The sequence below is a fragment of the Anaerocolumna sp. AGMB13020 genome, assembly GCF_033100115.1.
GTDB lineage: Bacteria > Bacillota > Clostridia > Lachnospirales > Lachnospiraceae > Anaerocolumna.
The window spans coordinates 1,285,308-1,301,257 of sequence record NZ_CP136910.1; the positions used below are offsets into that span (position 1 = coordinate 1,285,308).

A 15,950-nucleotide genomic window follows, 5' to 3' on the forward strand; every position below is an offset into this window, starting at 1 on the left:
ATCCCGGCATTATAAATTAATTATATCAGATTTATTGTTGCAGTTATATTGCAAATACGACATTCTACAACATTTTATTCAAAAAAAGCCTTCTGCTACAGGAAGCAGAAGGCCCTTTCTATTCTCTATTTGTTAATTCCTGATCTGATTATTTTCCATGCCTGGATAAGAACAGAAGGAACAATAGCAAGTCCATAGATCATACCCATCTGATAGTTTGACAGTTTCGCAATTTCAAATAGATTCTGCAGAAATGGAACAAACAATACAAGATTAAGGAAGATAATACCCGCTAAGAAAGCAAACAGGCTGTAGATGTTCTTTTTAAACCCTATCGCAAAGATAGAAAGCTTGCTTCTGCAGTTAAATCCATGGAAAAGTCTTGCCAGACACAGGGTAGCAAAGGCCATGGTACTGGCAACTGCTTCTCCACCGCCGGAAAGGCCGATATGAAAAGCAATCAGGGTACATACAGCAATTAATCCGCCCTGTACCAAAAGCTTTGTCATAAATTCCCTGGAAAGGATACCAGCTTTGGGGTCTCTGGGTTTCTCATCCAATAGATTCGCTTCCGGTGGCTCCATACCAATTGCAATGGCCGGCAGGGAGTCTGTTAACAGGTTGATAAACAACAGATGCACTGCATGGAAAGGTACAGGTAATGCAAGAATACTTGTATAGAGTACACTTAGTATACCTGCCATATTCCCGGAGAGCAGGAACTGGATCGCATTCTTAATATTTCTGAAGACGTTTCGTCCATTTGCTACTGCTTTAATAATGGTTGCAAAGTTGTCATCGGATAATATCATAGCTGCTGCATCTTTTGATACTTCGGTTCCTGTAATACCCATGGCAATACCGATATCCGCTTTTTTTAGAGCAGGAGCGTCGTTGACACCATCCCCTGTCATGGCAACGATATTCCCTTTATTCTGCCAGGCATTAACGATTCTGATTTTATTTTCCGGTGAAACTCTGGCGTATACAGATACGGAAGAAACTTTCTTATTAAGCTCTTCTTCTGAGAGAGCATCCAGCTCAACGCCAGTAAGTGCTATGTCACCTTCTTCATAGATACCAATCTGCTTCGCTATGGCAACTGCTGTCAGCTTATGATCACCGGTAATCATGACCGGACGTATACCCGCTCTCTTTGCATCGGCAACGGCCAGCTGTGACTCAACCCTCGGAGGATCCACCATGGAAATCAGTCCAAGGAAAGTAAAGCCATCTTCGCTTTCTAATTTCAGAGCATGCCCTTCTTCAACTTCTTTATAGGCAAAAGCCAGTACACGAAGTCCTTCTTCGGAGAACTCACGGTTCTTATTAAGTATCTTCTCTCTGTCTGCTTCGGTTATTTCCCGGATACCATCATTGGTTCTGATACTTACTGTCCTGCTAAGGAGTTCATCCAGGGCACCTTTGGTTAATAAAGTGGGTACACTGTGCAGTTCATAGATGGTACTCATGAGCTTTCTCTCAGAATCAAAAGGAATCTCGTCGATTCTTGGCATCATACCACGGATTTCATCATCCATTAGCTGAATCTTTCTTGCCATTTCAAGTAATGCATATTCCGTGGGATCACCGATTGCAACCCCATTATGAATAGAGGCATCATTTGTCAGGATTGCATCATATAGCAGATATCGATGCAGCTGATTCTTAAGGTTAAGTTCATTTACGTCTAAAGTTTCTTCTCCAATGTAAATATGCTGAACAGTCATCTTATTCTGTGTTAACGTTCCTGTTTTATCAGAACAGATTACAGATACGGAACCAAGGCTTTCCACTGCCTTTAATTCTTTAATAATCGCATTTTCCTTGGCCATCTTTTGTGTTCCCATAGCCTGAACAATGGTTACAATGGAACTTAAAGCTTCCGGAATCGCTGCAACAGCCAGAGCTACAGCAAACATAAGAGAATCTAACAAGGGTACATTACGTATCATACTAAGTACAAAAACAATGGCACTGATAATCATAATTACAATAGCAAGTTTACTGCTGAAATTATCAAGACTTACCTGAAGAGGTGTTTTCTTTTCCTTGGTGTCATTCATAAGAGCGGCTATTTTACCGATTTCAGTGTTCATACCTGTATCTGTAACCAGTACCACTGCTCTTCCGTAGGTTATTAAGCTTCCCGAAAATACCAGGTTCACTCTGTCACCAAGGGGAACTTCTTCCTCTAGTGTAATGTCATTCTTATCTACATTGGTGGATTCTCCGGTCAGTGAGCTTTCATTCACCTGAAGTGAGTAATTATTCAGGATCCTTCCATCTGCAACCACCATATCACCGGCTTCCAGCATAAGTATGTCACCTGGAACCACTTCCTTTGATGGAACTTCAATTTTCTTACCGTCTCTTAATACTTTCGCATTCGGCGAAGAGAGAGATTTCAGACTTTCCAGGGATTTTTGTGCTTTTTCATGCTGTACGGTTCCAAGTATCGCATTCAGTATGATAACCAGCAGAATTACGATAGTACTTTCTACGTTTCCGGATAGACTGGATATAACCGCAGCAATAATAAGTATTATTACAAGAAGGTCTTTAAACTGTTCAGCGAATACCTGAAATACACTCTTCTTTTTTGCTTCAAGAAGAGTATTATCCCCCACTCTGTCCCGTATTTCTACAACCTGTTTCGAGGTAAGACCATCACTGGTTACCTTCATTTCCTTCAGGGCTTCTTCGCCTGATAACTTGTACCATTGTTTCATTCTTTCACTCCTTGTGTATTTAGTTAAAAAAAAGACTTCTAATGGAGGCAAGAGGAATTCCTTCTTGTCATTTCCATTAAAAGTCTTGTAACCGAAACTTGGCATGCACACCCAGGTTTGTTAATCCGCGACTGTTGGATTGTGCATTAAAACTACTCCCTTTTATCAGAAAAGAACATATACTTTTTCAATGAATAACATTATATTTTATAAATATTTATGTGTCAACTATGAATAGTTAATTTCATGGAATGGTATTGATTTTCTGTTTTTGAGGAGATCATTTTAGATAAATGTCACAATAGAATATCCCTGTATATTCCTAGTATGTACCAAATGTCATCTGATTATGCTGTCCTTTGGTCGAAAGAATTTTGTGTTATTTGATTTATTTCTTCGCAACAATCAGGTAACGATGAATAGTGCCCTTTCGATTATATCATTAAATCGGCATTTCAGGGAAATAGTATCCTGCAAGGAAATCCTCTATCTTTTCTTTATGAGAGATTCCGGTGACAATCATAATACGTTCTGCCGGATAATTTTCAATAAGCCTTTTTATATTATGCTGTATCCTTCTTTCTCTTTCAGCATTGAAATTTACAAGTTCCTGAAAATCGTGGAGTTTTAGATATTCCTCCAATTGTTCTTCGAGGAATTGGATTTTGGAATAGTAACTTGAATACTCGAGCTGGCAGGACTTTAATGTGCAAGTCTCAAAAAAGGGCTTCATTCGTGCCTTTCTTTGAAGAATCAATTCTTTTACATGGATATCTTTCTGCATAAGTGAGAATATGTCCGGCAGACCCGCAGCACTTTCACCTATGCGTAAATTTTCCATAGCTTTTCCTCTCCAGTCGAATCCATATACAGGAATACGATTTTCATATTCCTCTTTTAACAATACCATCTCCGGCGGATAGAATGTGCGGAGATAGGAATTCGCTTCTGCCATATCCTGCGCACGTATTTCCACACAGAGAAGATCCGGTTTATACCGTTTTACTTCTTCCAGGATATGATAAAACCCATAATTTTGGTTAATCTCGTGTGTCCCGTGAATAGTTCCAAGTATATATACATTTTTCATTTTGTATGTCTCCATATGTTAGTTTTAACTAACTTTATGGTAGCCGTAAATCAGTTCTTTGTCAACCGTTTCATCGCTTTAACTACTTCCTCCACATTCTCCAAAGTTATCTCGCTATGGGAATATTTCTCATAAGCTTTTATATTGACATGTTCAAAATCTATTTCCTGCAATCTTTCGATAATTTCCTGCTCGAAACGATATTTTAAGATTCGGTTTCCCGCATAGATAGCATAGGGAGGTATATTCTTTGCTACAACGCTTCCGGCTCCTATTACACAGCCTCTTCCAAGGGTCACCCCTGACAGTATAATTGCTCCATAACCAATCCATACATCGTCTTCAACGGTTATTGGTCCTTTACAGACTGCATCATATTCCGAGTGATATTCCAGTTCGGGAAAGGGGTAATTAGACGCTCGTTTATAATTATGCTCGCCACCAAGTACAAAATTTACATTACTGGCTATGGAACAGTAAATTCCGATAGTGAGCTGTTCTTTCCTGGAACCATACCAATGAGCATTAATATGTCCATAGGTTCCCTTGCCAACCCTGATCAGATTCATTGGACTGTTATAGCTTATGGTTGTTAAATTATGTCTGTTAGTTTTCCTCCAACGGGCATTTTTTCTTTCCTGCAGATATTTTGAGGCAAAGGGTGAAATGAGTGCTTTCAACAGTAACATATGCTCCTCCGGTTTTATTCAACTATACTTCTATTACTACAAATATATGCTTCTCTGGGCCACTCCTTGCATTTTTTGTGCTTTCTCTTCAATTTTACTAAAACAGTAAAGATAAACCGCATCACACACCCTTACGGCTCATATATTATAGGAATACCGTTTTCAAGGAATATATCTATGTGCACAGCAATGACTTTACATACCCAGTCCCATGAAATTTTCTTTGGACGTACCATGGACTTTTCCCATGACATTATACCGCAGCTTTACATCGTTCCCAGCTCTTATGTATGGCACAATACGCTAAATAATAATCCCATCAAAAACCCCTATAGCTTTATCGGGCTTGGTCAGGAGCTTGATGGGATTCTTGGCTTCTTTGATGGTGTCAATGAGAAAGGCTTCGCAGCAGCAGTCCTATACTTTGCAGGTTATGCCCATTATGCCTCACAGGTCTCACCCAAAACTGCGCTTCCAATTGCATCCATTGATTTTCTACAGTATATTCTGGGCAGATGTTCCTCCGTAAAAGAGCTGCCCTATCTGTTAAAGGATATAAACTTAGTAGGAATACCAGATCCGGTCACTGGATCAATTGCTCCTTTACACTGGATTGCAGCTGACAAAAACGGTGACTGCGCCGTAGTCGAACCCACCATTAATGGACTGACTATCCGAAATAACCCTATCGGTGTCATGGCAAACAGCCCCGACTTTTCCTGGCATTTGACAAATCTGAGGAACTATATGGGTGCTTCCCCTGTGCAAACAGAAGAGGTCTGCTGGGATTCTCTCCGTTTAACACCTTTTGGGCAGGCGGGAGGAACGGTACCGCTGCCAGGAGGCTTTACTTCACCGGAACGCTTTGTCCGGACTGCTTATCTGAAAGCACATTTACCCGAACCTAAGAACAGCAGTGAAGCACTTGCGGCCTGTTTTCATATTATGGAAAGTGTCTCGATTCCCAAAGGAGCCGTTCTAACCAGTAGAAACACCTACGATTATACAAAATATACAGCATTTATAAACACGAATACCTGCGAATACTTCTTTAAAACCTATGACGACATAAATCTGAAAACAGCAAGCCTTACCCAAGGATTGAATCTGTACAAAACCAGATTATAACTCAATGCCAGTATTCTGTGTCAACGGTAATCCATTGCGCAGGATCCCTGGAGGGATAGCTGTTATTGTATTTCTCCACACGCTCCAGCATTCGGATATACGCTTCTGCCGAATTAAAGGTCGCATTCAAATTGACAATATCCGGTCTGGATTCCATTCTTTTCAGCAGATCCGGTATTAGTCCATAGTGTGCTACTCCACGATTACCGTTGACATCAAAGGTCCTGTTGCCTGTCACCTGTCTTCCAAACAATACCTTTTCCACCTCAGAACTGTAAACCCCAGGGTACAAAGCCTGAAAACTGCCGTCGTCATAATTGACATTTGAGAATACTCCGGGAAATCTATCAAAATTCGGGAGCATACATGCTCCATTTACATCACTGCCAAAGGGAATTCCAAGTATTATGTCATCCGATGTATCACTGTTGGTGTTATACCAGGTGGTAGGTACTTTATATGGTCCTCCGTATGCCTGATATTCACTCTTGTCTAAGATTCCATAAGAAGGTGTTCCCCCCTTGCTTAACTCTATCATATAGGAAAGATAGTCTGAAACACAAAGCTGATGTTTATCCATTGTTTCCCATAACATAGGAGAGATGATGCCGCCCAGCTGCATGATCTTAATCATCCTGGGAATATCCATCTGCTCCCAGGCTGCGTCTTCCGGCTCGAACATATCAAGAATTCTAGTATGAGAGGCGATGATGCCTGGATACTTTTCCTCCCATAACATATCCAGCGCGGTGTTAAAGGTTTTATCACTCATATGATCCACTTCAATTACAAAACGTTTATCGATAAGCTTTTGAATGAACCATTCACCGGTTCTTGAAAGCCCCTGCGTATTGGCATGCCCCTGTGCCTCAGCCGGCAGCTCAGCTTTGGGCTGTTTATAGAATACACGGGGATTGGAGCTTACTTCCGGCTGATAGAAGTCCCCCGTCTGCATATAATTCATTATACTGAATAATTCACCCTGATAGACCTGGGCTCCTGCAAAACCATTATTTAAGGCATGCACCGGGAAAATACTGCGCACTCCCAGATTATAGAATTTGGTAAGCTGAGACTCAATATTGGCAAGCCTTGTATCGCATTCTGCTTTGGTTATCTGTCCCGCTTCATACAGACCAATGTAGTCCTTATCCGCACCAAAGACAGTATCTAACTCAAGTGCCAGAAATACTGCCATCTTTCCTTCACTGATAACCTGTCTGGCCTCTTTTGAATCCTTAACAATACGAAACCAGCCTTTACCCGGTCCCCCGCACTGTGCATCGATATAATCCTGCATGCTATAGATATTCTGAATCTGAAGTTCTGCAACCACCATATCATCGGTGGGTCCGTTTTTATAAGGCGGCAGCGTATTGGTAATCTGTGCCAGGGTCTTATTATTAACACATTGCTGCACAAGTACCCTTTGCCCAGCCAGCCAGGAACGTTCTAGCCATTTATAGTATGTCTGCTGGTGATTGGTAGAATAGCTGGTTGGCCAATAATTAAAATTCGGATATCCGCCGGTATCATGTGAACCTGCTCCGTCCACCAGTTTTCCCCATAGGTCAAAGATACCGCCATTTCCGTGATTACCGGAGCAATCGGCTAAAGCCTGCTCAATTCCCAATGGATTGTAAGCCTCCCCTGCAAAGGTAGCCTGACCGGACCCAAGATTATGATTGATATGGGCATGGGTATCTGCATAACCAATGATATTCTCACCGACACCAGGACGTGAAAGAGCATATTCCGGCGTTATTGTACTACCGGTAGAGCTTAAGATATTTACATTGGTATCCGCTTCCGGAAAAGCTTTTGTACCCTGAGTGGCTTCAAAAGCAAAAAGACAGCTGTTATCAACTGCAGTCTTCCATACCAGGGAAGTACCTGAAATACTAACGTATTTCTTCTCCGTGATGGAATACAGGCTGAACGCTCCGCCGTTCTGTGGATCAATCCGCCATTGTATACTGTTCTGCCTGTTGGTATCCCGGATAATGGCTTTAAAGAAGTTGATATTAAGCCACTTACCGTCATTGTCATAGAGTATGTATACACCAAGTGCAGAAGGTTTCAGATAGAAGGTAATCCCTTCTGATGCTGTATTTGCCTGTGCTTCATACCCTGCATTATTGCCTAAAAGATATTTTCCGTTTGAAAGTGACTTAACCTTATAGTATTTATTGGCAAGGGAATACTGGTTCTGCCCTGTCCCTGTGTCAGCTGATGCAGTAGAATAGTAAGGAAAGAATAAGGATGCATATATTATCAAAATAACCATTAGAAATGCTATATACTTATTTATTACTTTCATAATTTCCCTCCGTGTTCTTAGAACGATCTGTTTTCTTCTGTAAATAATCTGTTATTGTCTTAGCAGGACCTGTTTTTTGGGGAGAATCTGTTTTTTTAGGAGAATCTGTTTTTTAGGAGAATCTGTTTTCTTAGATTGGCCTGCTTATTCTCAGATTGACCTGTTTTTTTCTCAAACCGACCTGCTTTTCTCGACCTCTTTTTTCTCAAATTGACTGCTCTTTCTCGACCTGTTTTTTCTCAGATTGCCCAGTTATGTTCTTACATGATCTGTTTCAGAAGGATGCTTCCTCTCTGCCATTTACTTGTCCTTGTTTTGAAGCATTCTTTTAATTCCTGTTATAAATCTCCGGTTAAGGATATGGATTATTCCTTCCAGGATATTTTCTGAAATACCCCCTTCACCAGAAGCAGCAATCGCAAAAAAGGGCATTTCATATATCATAGCCGCCATCATTCCCTCCTGACCTGCTTCGGCCTTTGACACCTCCTTTGCATATTTATTTGAATACCAGCAAATGATTTTTCCAAGCATTGTACCACTTATGTCCTCCAAGGTGTTTCCCATGTGAAATGGCCTTTTAGCCTGAATCGGATCAGTCGGAATCTGCCTTCCGTAGATTACTTCAAATTCCTCTTTGCAAATTCCTGTAAAACCCTTTGTTACATGGTAATAAGAAAGTGCCTTTTGCCGGTAATCCGGCTGTATTGCATCCGGAGATTTCAGTTCTATTACTCCTTTTAAAAGCGTATTGTCTGAGGTTCCTCCCAGGAGTATCTTATACTCACCACTTTCTGCATACCAATCTTTTAAAATTGTATTATAATAACCAAAGGTTTTCGTATCCAGCAGAACTGATATGTTCTTTGACTCCCCCGGCTCAAGCTCTGTCACTACAAAATCTCTCAATTCTTTCTTTGGCAGGAATACCTCCTCACTTTGATGTGAGGTAAATAGAAACGTTATTTCTCTCGCTGAATGTTCTCCGGTATTTGTTAGTGTAAAGGAGACCGTTATTTTATCCCCATAAATGCAGTTTTCTTTGCTCAGCCTCATATCCGAGTAAGTGAAGGTGCTGTAAGAAAGCCCATGACCAAAAGGAAACAGTACCGGAACACCTGCTCTATCATAATACCTATACCCTACATAGATACTTTCCCGATACTCAGTGGTAAGTCTGCCTCCAGGGAAATTACGGTTTGAGGGAATGTCCTCCAGCCGGACTGGCCAGGTTTCTGCAAGTTTTCCTGAAGGAACTGCTTTTCCCAATAAGAGATTAACAATCGCACTGCCTCCGCCTTCGCCTCCAAGATAAGCCAGCAGCACTGCCTTAACTTTTGACAGCCAGGGCAGCTCCATTGGTGCCCCTCCCTGGAGAATGACTACGATATTGGAATTGTATCGGGACACCTCCTCAATTAATCTGCTGTGTTCCTCTGGCATCGATAGATTGCTGCGGTCGAAGCCTTCTGATTCATAGCCTTCTAAAAGACCTGCAAAGATATATACGATATCCTTATCCTTAGCCTGGTTACAGGCATCGTACAACAGACTGTCACGGTAGGCTTTCTCCGTCTCAGTCAAACTATTACCCTTGGTCATTTTCTCACTATAACCTTGTGCATAGCTGCAATCTGCTCCAGCTTTCAGAAATGCATCCCATGGATTATCGAGCTTATAAGGATTGATTTTTGAACTTCCTGCCCCCTGATATCTTGGATACTTTGCAAGTGCACCTATAACCAGTACCTTCTGCTGACAGGTGCCGGGAAGAATACTTTCTTCATTCTTTAACAGAACTGCTGACTGTTCAGCTGCTTTCACAGCAAGCTGATGATGTTCCTCCTTACTGTAGCTGCAGCTCTTCTCTTTGTAATGCATTCCTTTTAATACAAGCTCTGTAACATTACAAGCAGTCCTGTTCAGTTCCTCCATTGTCAGGGTTCCTTCCTTAACTGCCCTTATAACCTTTTTATCGTTGTAACCGTTATTCCCCGGCATTTCAAGATCCAGGCCTGCTCTTATCCCTGACACCCTGTCATGAACAGCTCCCCAATCCGATATAACAGCTCCGTCAAATCCCCATTCCTTTCGCAGTATATCTGTCAAAAGATATTTGTTCTCACTTGTATATTCACCATTTACACGGTTATAGGAGCACATGACCGTATCCGGTTTTCCCTTTTCTACCGCTATCTGAAAGGCTTTTAAATAAGTCTCACGCAAGGCTCTCTCATCTACCACTGCATTAATGGTCATCCGGTGCTTTTCCTGATTATTAACAGCAAAATGCTTTAAGGAGGTTCCGATGCCCTTGGACTGTACCCCCTGAATCATTGCTGCTGCAAGTTCACCGGATACTACAGGATCCTCACTGAAATATTCAAAGTTCCTGCCGCATAAGGGATTACGTTTCTGATTAACCCCCGGTCCAAGGATTACGGAGACGCTTTCTGCCAGGCATTCCTCTGCAATCGCTTCACCAATCCTGTGAAGAAGTTCCCGGTCAAAGCTGCATGCAAGAGCACTGGCTGTAGGAAAGCATACCGCCGGAACACTGTCCCCTATGCCCAGATTATCCCCTTTTCCTATCTGTTTGCGAAGCCCATGGGGACCATCCATCATACTGATGGATTCAAGCCCCAATCGTTTAATCGGTTTTGTTGTCCAGCAATCCTGACCGGAACATAAACCTGCCTTTTCTTCCAGGGTCATCTGTGCTACCAGTTCTTTGGCCTGTTCTTTAAAATTCGTGTTTTTATAATTCATTGGTTATTCCCCCTTACTGCCCCCGGCAATAGTCTTCTTTATCTGGTCAAAGGCTTCTCTTCCCAAAGACAGTTTCTTTACAAAAACAGCTGATAAGAGAAAACAGACCGCCGGCATCAAACTAAATAAAATCCGTATGCCAAATATTGCTCCAGACGTCTGTTCTATGGTATTGCTGCCCATGGCTTCAACATAACCAAAGAAACCCATAGCCGCAGTCACTCCTGCAACGATTAAGGCTGAAGCGATTTTATATAAGAACATGGTGGTGCCATAAATAACACCCTCTCTTCTGGTACCATTTTGTAATTCGTCCACTTCCACCACATCGGGAAGTATAGAAAAGGTCAGGGTCTGTGAGGCTGAAATCCCGCCTCCCATAAGAATAGTTACAACGATGACCAGTGGGATATTGCCAGCTGGAAGAAACAGGCAGCTAATCAAAGGGAGCAGAAAGTATATTGCTGAAATGATATATGCTTTTTGCTTGCCCAGCCGGTTACTGAGAGTTACCCACAAAGGCGTCGCAGCAATGGCAATCAGCAGGGGAACTGCCATAAAGATATAGCTTATGCTGTCCGAGATCTTTAAGGCATACTTAATAAAATAAATATATAAGGTCATTATGATATCAAAACCTACCATGTTAAAGATAAAGACACCCAGAACCAGTCGAAATTCCTTTAATTTCATAAGTGATCTTAGATTCCTTAGCACATTGCTCTGATTCTTAGGTACAGCTGTTTCCACCCGTTCTTTGGTTCCCAAAAATGCCAGCAGTATATTTACTGCAATCAGCACTGCCAATACCAGTCCCATGACCGGAAAACTTGTTTTATACAGCTCCTTGCCGGGGTATAGGGTATCCACGATGAGGGTGACTCCCATTGCAGACAGTAAAGAACCAACAAAGGAAAAAGCCATTTTATAACCTGAAATACTTGTACGTTCATCATAATCCTGAGAAATCTCAGGCAGTAAAGCATTATAAGGTATAGCTACCAGGGAATATAAGGTACTGAATATAATTCCTGCAGCCGTATAATACAAGATCATATGTATGGTTTCCGTGTAAAAAACCTGCCATAACATTGCAAATATTATTCCAAGGGGTACTGCTCCAAACAACAGATAAGGTCTTCTGCGCCCATATCTGGTTCGGGTATGATCTGATAAAACACCCGTTATCATATCACAGACTGCATTCCAGATACGTACAATCATAAAAATGTAACCTGCCCACAGCGGCGACAATCCCGCAACATCTGTCAGGAAAAAGACCAGATAGAAACCAATGGCACCATATGCCACATTGTTACCCAGATCTCCTAAACCATAAGCAATTTTTTCTCTTTTCAATACCTTCATATGTAAACCCTCCATTCTGTTTTAACTATATCATTGAAATATTTGTTAAAATATCATTATTTCCCGTAGAATATCAATATTTCTTGACACACAAAAAATTCCTTTCTATAATCAGGATACAGAGAAGTATATTAGTCCTTTTTATGTTTTTTAGAAATGGAAATAATACTACATATAGGTTTTATTTTGTCATCTTATGCCCGGACAGAAATTTTTCAATTTATATCGTTATTACCAAAAAGCTTCTGGGAGGTTTTATGTTATTCACTGCTTATGAATATGAGATGCTGCAGAGTTTTTACAGTATAAATCGAATTCCCTTGTTCCTATATGATCAGGAGCTGCAGCTGAAGGCTTCTTTCTTAACTGCCGGGTCAGCTGTGATACAGGGAAAAATAACAAAATATATAAGCGATTTTATTTTTCAGATTCATCAGAAGGATTATGATATCCTGTGTCAGGATAATGAATTGTATTTTATCTTTTCTTTTCCATACAATCAGGAGAAATATTATTGTCTGGGCGGACCCATGTTTTTTTCTGAACTTCTTGTGCCTATGTCAATGCATGCCCTTTCCTTTTCCAATTTCTTCAACACCAAGGAACTGGAGCTGCTGGCCGATGTTCTTCCTGTAGTATCCCTTCCTTTTTTCAGTTCCTGTCTGCGAATGACCATGCTGTTCTTAAACAAAGAAGCACCGGAACTAGAAGCAATCAGCAGCTACCGGTTATCTCATATAAAGTATCAGATGAAAGGGGTCTTTACCTCAGAGCTTTTTGAGAACCGGGAGATAATCAGAAGCCATACCTCATACCGCCAGGAGCTTGCTGTCCTTCATTGTGTAAGGCAAGGTAACGTTGCTTTGTTAGAAGCCACCTACCGGTCGCTTCCGGGGATTAGATACGGCAACATGTCGAGTACTCCCTTACGGCAGCTTTTTTACGGAAGTATTGCCAATACTACCCTGGTCACAAGATACGCAATTGAAGGCGGTATGGAAGAAGAAGCCGCCTTTACGTTAAGTGATGTTTACATAAGAAGAATGGAGAAGTGCCGCACTTTATATGAACTGAATGCTTTAAATGAGAGGATGGCAATTGACTTCACCGAACATGTAGCCAATGCACAACAGGCAGCCAGAACTTATTCCCCTCCCGTTACCTGCTGTATCAATCAAATATTATTGAATCTGCATCATAAGATCTCATTAACGGAATTGTCCAGAGAAGCCGGCTTGACTCCAAAGTATCTTTCCTACCTGTTTCATAAGGAGACCGGCACAAAACTCAGTACCTTTATTGAAGAAAAAAGAATTGAAGAAGCTAAGAATCTTCTGGCTTTTACCCAATACCCCCTTAACCGTATCAGTGAATATCTCTCCTTCACCTCACAAAGTTATTTTATTTCAGTTTTTAAGAGGAAAACCGGGATGACACCAAAAGGTTATCGTAACAGTTTCAGTATAAAATCAGAATAAAGCTTTGGCAGGATATAAGTACCATCTTCAGACTGAGCATCATAATAACCGCAATGTTCATATCCCTTTAAGCATTTTAGATCTACCTTTTCCATATCATAATTAAAATGATACATTGTTCGATAGAGCAGCTGGTTTTGTTCCGGTCTGTTTGTAATATCCTTATCCGAATATAAAATTAATATCTTAGGCTGGGAAGTCTTAAATTCATAATCCTTCTCAATAAAATAGATTGGAGCCGCTTCATCTACACGTATCAGACGTGTATCCAGGCCTCTCTCAGCCAATACATTAAAATGGGTGGTAGGTTGCCCGGCATCAAAAATATAACCGGAAATATCTTCAACAGCCATCCCTTTCTTTTCCAAATACCTTCTGTCAAAGAACAGCATCATTGCAAGATATCCGCCGGCAGAAATACCACCGATATATACTTCACTGAATTTATCATGTTCCAGATTATAATCGTGGATAAACTTAACGGCCTCGGCACTGTCTTCAACAAATTCAGGGAATCTTGCCTCCGGGTACATTCGGTAATCAGCCGTAGCCACTGCTATTCCATATAATTGTGCAAGCTTTATAATAATGGTCTCATCTTGTCTGTTGCCGGAATTTAAACCGCCTCCATGAAAATAAATCAAGACCGGACATTTTACGTCTGTAACAGGTACATAAAGATCCATCAGGCATTCCTTCTGTACCGAATAAGGAATATCTCTTATTATATCAACATCAAACATATATTTTTCTCTCCTTCCCTATACTCTGCATTTTCTTTTTGGTATTAAAATAAGCTTACTTACTTCTGTATTTCTGTGAAAGCAGTTCAAAACTAATAACAATCTAAATTACTGTTTCTTTCTGTTTTTCTCTCTTTGCTTTTGAAAACCATAAATACTGCCTCTTCATCTTTGAAATCAATTAAGAATTAAAATCTTACTTGATTTCATTTAGTTGATCCAATGCCTTATTTCTGTAAAAGATTATAATTGCTATTAAAACCATTAACGCATTCAGTAAATAGAAAAAACACCCATACTTTGTGATATCGCCGGAAAACATCGCCTGCATATCACCACTTAACAGTTTCCATATAATCGAACATATATATCCAAATTCTATACAGCTCAGAAAGATTAAACTTGTTCCTTTTGCTGTTCGTCCCTGAAAAGCTTTTATGATATTCATGGGCCATGATAAACCAAAACTTATTACCATTAATGTTTCAAATAATTCTTCCATTCATCCCCCTTAAATCCAGATAGCTTCTACAATTATTATACACAGCTGTTTCTATATTGCACAGAATACAATTAATCACACTGCTATATCTTGAAATATATAGTATGCTTTGATAAAATTACAAACAGACTAACATGTAAAGGAGTGAACGTCGGTCTGTTATCCCGACAATTAGAATGGAACTCTTACAATTAAAATATTTTTTAGCGGCTGCAAAAACAGAAAACTTCTCTCAGGTTGCCCGATTATATTGTGTACCCGCCTCAACCATCTCTAAATCTATTTCCCTGCTTGAGAAAGAAATAGGCGTAAAATTGTTCAGCAGGCAAAGTAATAAATTGACCTTAAATGAAGCAGGAAAGATATTTTCAGAGAATGTCTCAACCGGTTTAGATTATATAGAGAAAGGCGTCAGCAGCTTAAAGAATCAAACAGAAAATACCGAAATTAGACTTCTTGTTTTATGCGCCAGGAAAATTGTAACCGATTTTATTGGGGAATATAAAATAAAGGCACCCCATATAACCTTTAAGATCAATCACAATTCCGCAACGGAATTTAACGATTATGATCTGTGTATATGTGATGCCAATTCAGTTCCTCCTAATTTCAACACCATACCATTATTTCATGAAAACTACGGTATTGCAGTTAATAAGCACAATCCTTCCTTCTGTGATCCGATTTGTCTGGCAGATCTGTCAAATGAGAAATTTGTAATGATGTATAAGGATGCCATCCTTACAAAAGATACCCTTAACTTCTGCAAAAAATATGGATTTGAACCCAAAACAGATATTATTTGTGAAGATCCTCTTTATGTAAGGCAATATGTAGAAATAGGGCTCGGAGTTACCTTTATCCCTTTGAAAAGCTGGAAGAACCTCTTTTCTGATAAGGTACGTCTGCTTAATTTTGATGACACGAATATAGGAAGGGACGTCGTATTCTGCTTTCAGAACTCCCAGTGTTCTGCTCTATGCAACAGCTTTATAATGGATTTTCAAGCATATATTAAAGATATCTCTTAAATGCCGCCTTATTTGTTTTTTGAGGTGCGCTTAATAACTGCTTGTACCATACAAAACCGTCCACCTTTACGGAAAAATGGTAAATGAAAATGCATCCTAT

The 15,950-nt window shown here is 40.4% G+C and carries 11 protein-coding genes; 3 read left to right on the plus strand and 8 right to left on the minus strand.

The window, feature by feature from the left end; all coding sequences use genetic code 11:
* Positions 1–125: 125 nt before the first annotated feature.
* The 3 genes from R2R35_RS05145 to R2R35_RS05155 form a co-directional block, all read right to left on the minus strand.
* The gene (locus R2R35_RS05145; RefSeq protein ID WP_317733431.1) at positions 126–2,732 is read right to left on the minus strand and encodes a cation-translocating P-type ATPase; all 2,607 of its coding nucleotides are present in this window, start codon (positions 2,730–2,732) and stop codon (positions 126–128) included.
* 442 nt (positions 2,733–3,174) lie between these two features.
* Positions 3,175–3,822 carry a hypothetical protein gene (locus tag R2R35_RS05150; RefSeq protein ID WP_317733432.1) on the minus strand — a complete coding sequence of 216 codons (648 nt, stop codon included), beginning with the start codon at positions 3,820–3,822 and terminating at the stop codon, positions 3,175–3,177.
* Between the two features lie 50 nt (positions 3,823–3,872).
* Complete coding sequence (locus R2R35_RS05155) at positions 3,873–4,511, minus strand: CatB-related O-acetyltransferase (RefSeq protein WP_317733433.1); 639 nt, start codon at positions 4,509–4,511, stop codon at positions 3,873–3,875.
* A 177-nt stretch (positions 4,512–4,688) separates the two neighbouring features.
* Between R2R35_RS05155 and R2R35_RS05160 the strand changes: the two genes are divergently transcribed.
* Positions 4,689–5,639 (plus strand): choloylglycine hydrolase family protein, encoded by a 951-nt coding sequence (locus R2R35_RS05160; protein ID WP_317733434.1) that lies wholly within the window; start codon positions 4,689–4,691, stop codon positions 5,637–5,639.
* A 1-nt stretch (position 5,640) separates the two neighbouring features.
* On the opposite strand, the gene R2R35_RS05165 is transcribed toward R2R35_RS05160, so the two are convergent.
* The 3 genes from R2R35_RS05165 to R2R35_RS05175 form a co-directional block, all read right to left on the minus strand.
* The gene (locus R2R35_RS05165; protein ID WP_317733435.1) at positions 5,641–7,959 is read right to left on the minus strand and encodes a hypothetical protein; all 2,319 of its coding nucleotides are present in this window, start codon (positions 7,957–7,959) and stop codon (positions 5,641–5,643) included.
* A gap of 300 nt (positions 7,960–8,259) precedes the next feature.
* Positions 8,260–10,728, minus strand: a complete 2,469-nt coding sequence (locus R2R35_RS05170) for a glycoside hydrolase family 3 C-terminal domain-containing protein (RefSeq protein ID WP_317733436.1) — start codon at positions 10,726–10,728, stop codon at positions 8,260–8,262.
* A 3-nt stretch (positions 10,729–10,731) separates the two neighbouring features.
* The gene (locus R2R35_RS05175) at positions 10,732–12,096 is read right to left on the minus strand and encodes an MFS transporter (protein ID WP_317733437.1); all 1,365 of its coding nucleotides are present in this window, start codon (positions 12,094–12,096) and stop codon (positions 10,732–10,734) included.
* A gap of 257 nt (positions 12,097–12,353) precedes the next feature.
* On the opposite strand from R2R35_RS05175, the gene R2R35_RS05180 reads away from it, so the two are divergent.
* Positions 12,354–13,574: a helix-turn-helix transcriptional regulator gene (locus R2R35_RS05180; RefSeq protein WP_317733438.1), complete on the plus strand. Its 1,221-nt coding sequence runs from the start codon at positions 12,354–12,356 to the stop codon at positions 13,572–13,574.
* Here the strand turns inward: R2R35_RS05180 and R2R35_RS05185 are convergent.
* Together R2R35_RS05185 and R2R35_RS05190 are read right to left on the minus strand one after the other, a co-directional pair.
* Positions 13,541–14,317, minus strand: a complete 777-nt coding sequence (locus R2R35_RS05185; protein WP_317733439.1) for an alpha/beta hydrolase fold domain-containing protein — start codon at positions 14,315–14,317, stop codon at positions 13,541–13,543. The two genes, R2R35_RS05180 and R2R35_RS05185, sit on opposite strands and share 34 nt — an antisense overlap.
* A 196-nt stretch (positions 14,318–14,513) precedes the next feature.
* On the minus strand, positions 14,514–14,819 hold the full coding sequence (locus tag R2R35_RS05190) for a hypothetical protein (RefSeq protein WP_317733440.1): 306 nt from the start codon (positions 14,817–14,819) through the stop codon (positions 14,514–14,516).
* Positions 14,820–14,995: 176 nt separating this feature from the next.
* Here R2R35_RS05190 and R2R35_RS05195 point away from each other — a divergent pair, with 176 nt between their 5' ends.
* Positions 14,996–15,850: a LysR family transcriptional regulator gene (locus R2R35_RS05195; RefSeq protein WP_317733441.1), complete on the plus strand. Its 855-nt coding sequence runs from the start codon at positions 14,996–14,998 to the stop codon at positions 15,848–15,850.
* The last annotated feature ends 100 nt before the right edge of the window (positions 15,851–15,950 follow it).

What these genes read in the sequence shown, in the direction of transcription:
- R2R35_RS05175 (WP_317733437.1), bottom strand. Translation starts at nt 12,096, where the DNA reads ATGAAGGTATTGAAAAGAGAAAAAATTGCTTATGGTTTAGGAGATCTG.
- R2R35_RS05145 (WP_317733431.1), bottom strand. Translation starts at nt 2,732, where the DNA reads ATGAAACAATGGTACAAGTTATCAGGCGAAGAAGCCCTGAAGGAAATG.
- R2R35_RS05165 (WP_317733435.1), bottom strand. Translation starts at nt 7,959, where the DNA reads ATGAAAGTAATAAATAAGTATATAGCATTTCTAATGGTTATTTTGATA.
- R2R35_RS05170 (WP_317733436.1), bottom strand. Translation starts at nt 10,728, where the DNA reads ATGAATTATAAAAACACGAATTTTAAAGAACAGGCCAAAGAACTGGTA.
- R2R35_RS05195 (WP_317733441.1), top strand. Translation starts at nt 14,996, where the DNA reads ATGGAACTCTTACAATTAAAATATTTTTTAGCGGCTGCAAAAACAGAA.
- R2R35_RS05190 (WP_317733440.1), bottom strand. Translation starts at nt 14,819, where the DNA reads ATGGAAGAATTATTTGAAACATTAATGGTAATAAGTTTTGGTTTATCA.
- R2R35_RS05150 (WP_317733432.1), bottom strand. Translation starts at nt 3,822, where the DNA reads ATGAAAAATGTATATATACTTGGAACTATTCACGGGACACACGAGATT.
- R2R35_RS05185 (WP_317733439.1), bottom strand. Translation starts at nt 14,317, where the DNA reads ATGTTTGATGTTGATATAATAAGAGATATTCCTTATTCGGTACAGAAG.
- R2R35_RS05160 (WP_317733434.1), top strand. Translation starts at nt 4,689, where the DNA reads ATGTGCACAGCAATGACTTTACATACCCAGTCCCATGAAATTTTCTTT.
- R2R35_RS05180 (WP_317733438.1), top strand. Translation starts at nt 12,354, where the DNA reads ATGTTATTCACTGCTTATGAATATGAGATGCTGCAGAGTTTTTACAGT.
- R2R35_RS05155 (WP_317733433.1), bottom strand. Translation starts at nt 4,511, where the DNA reads ATGTTACTGTTGAAAGCACTCATTTCACCCTTTGCCTCAAAATATCTG.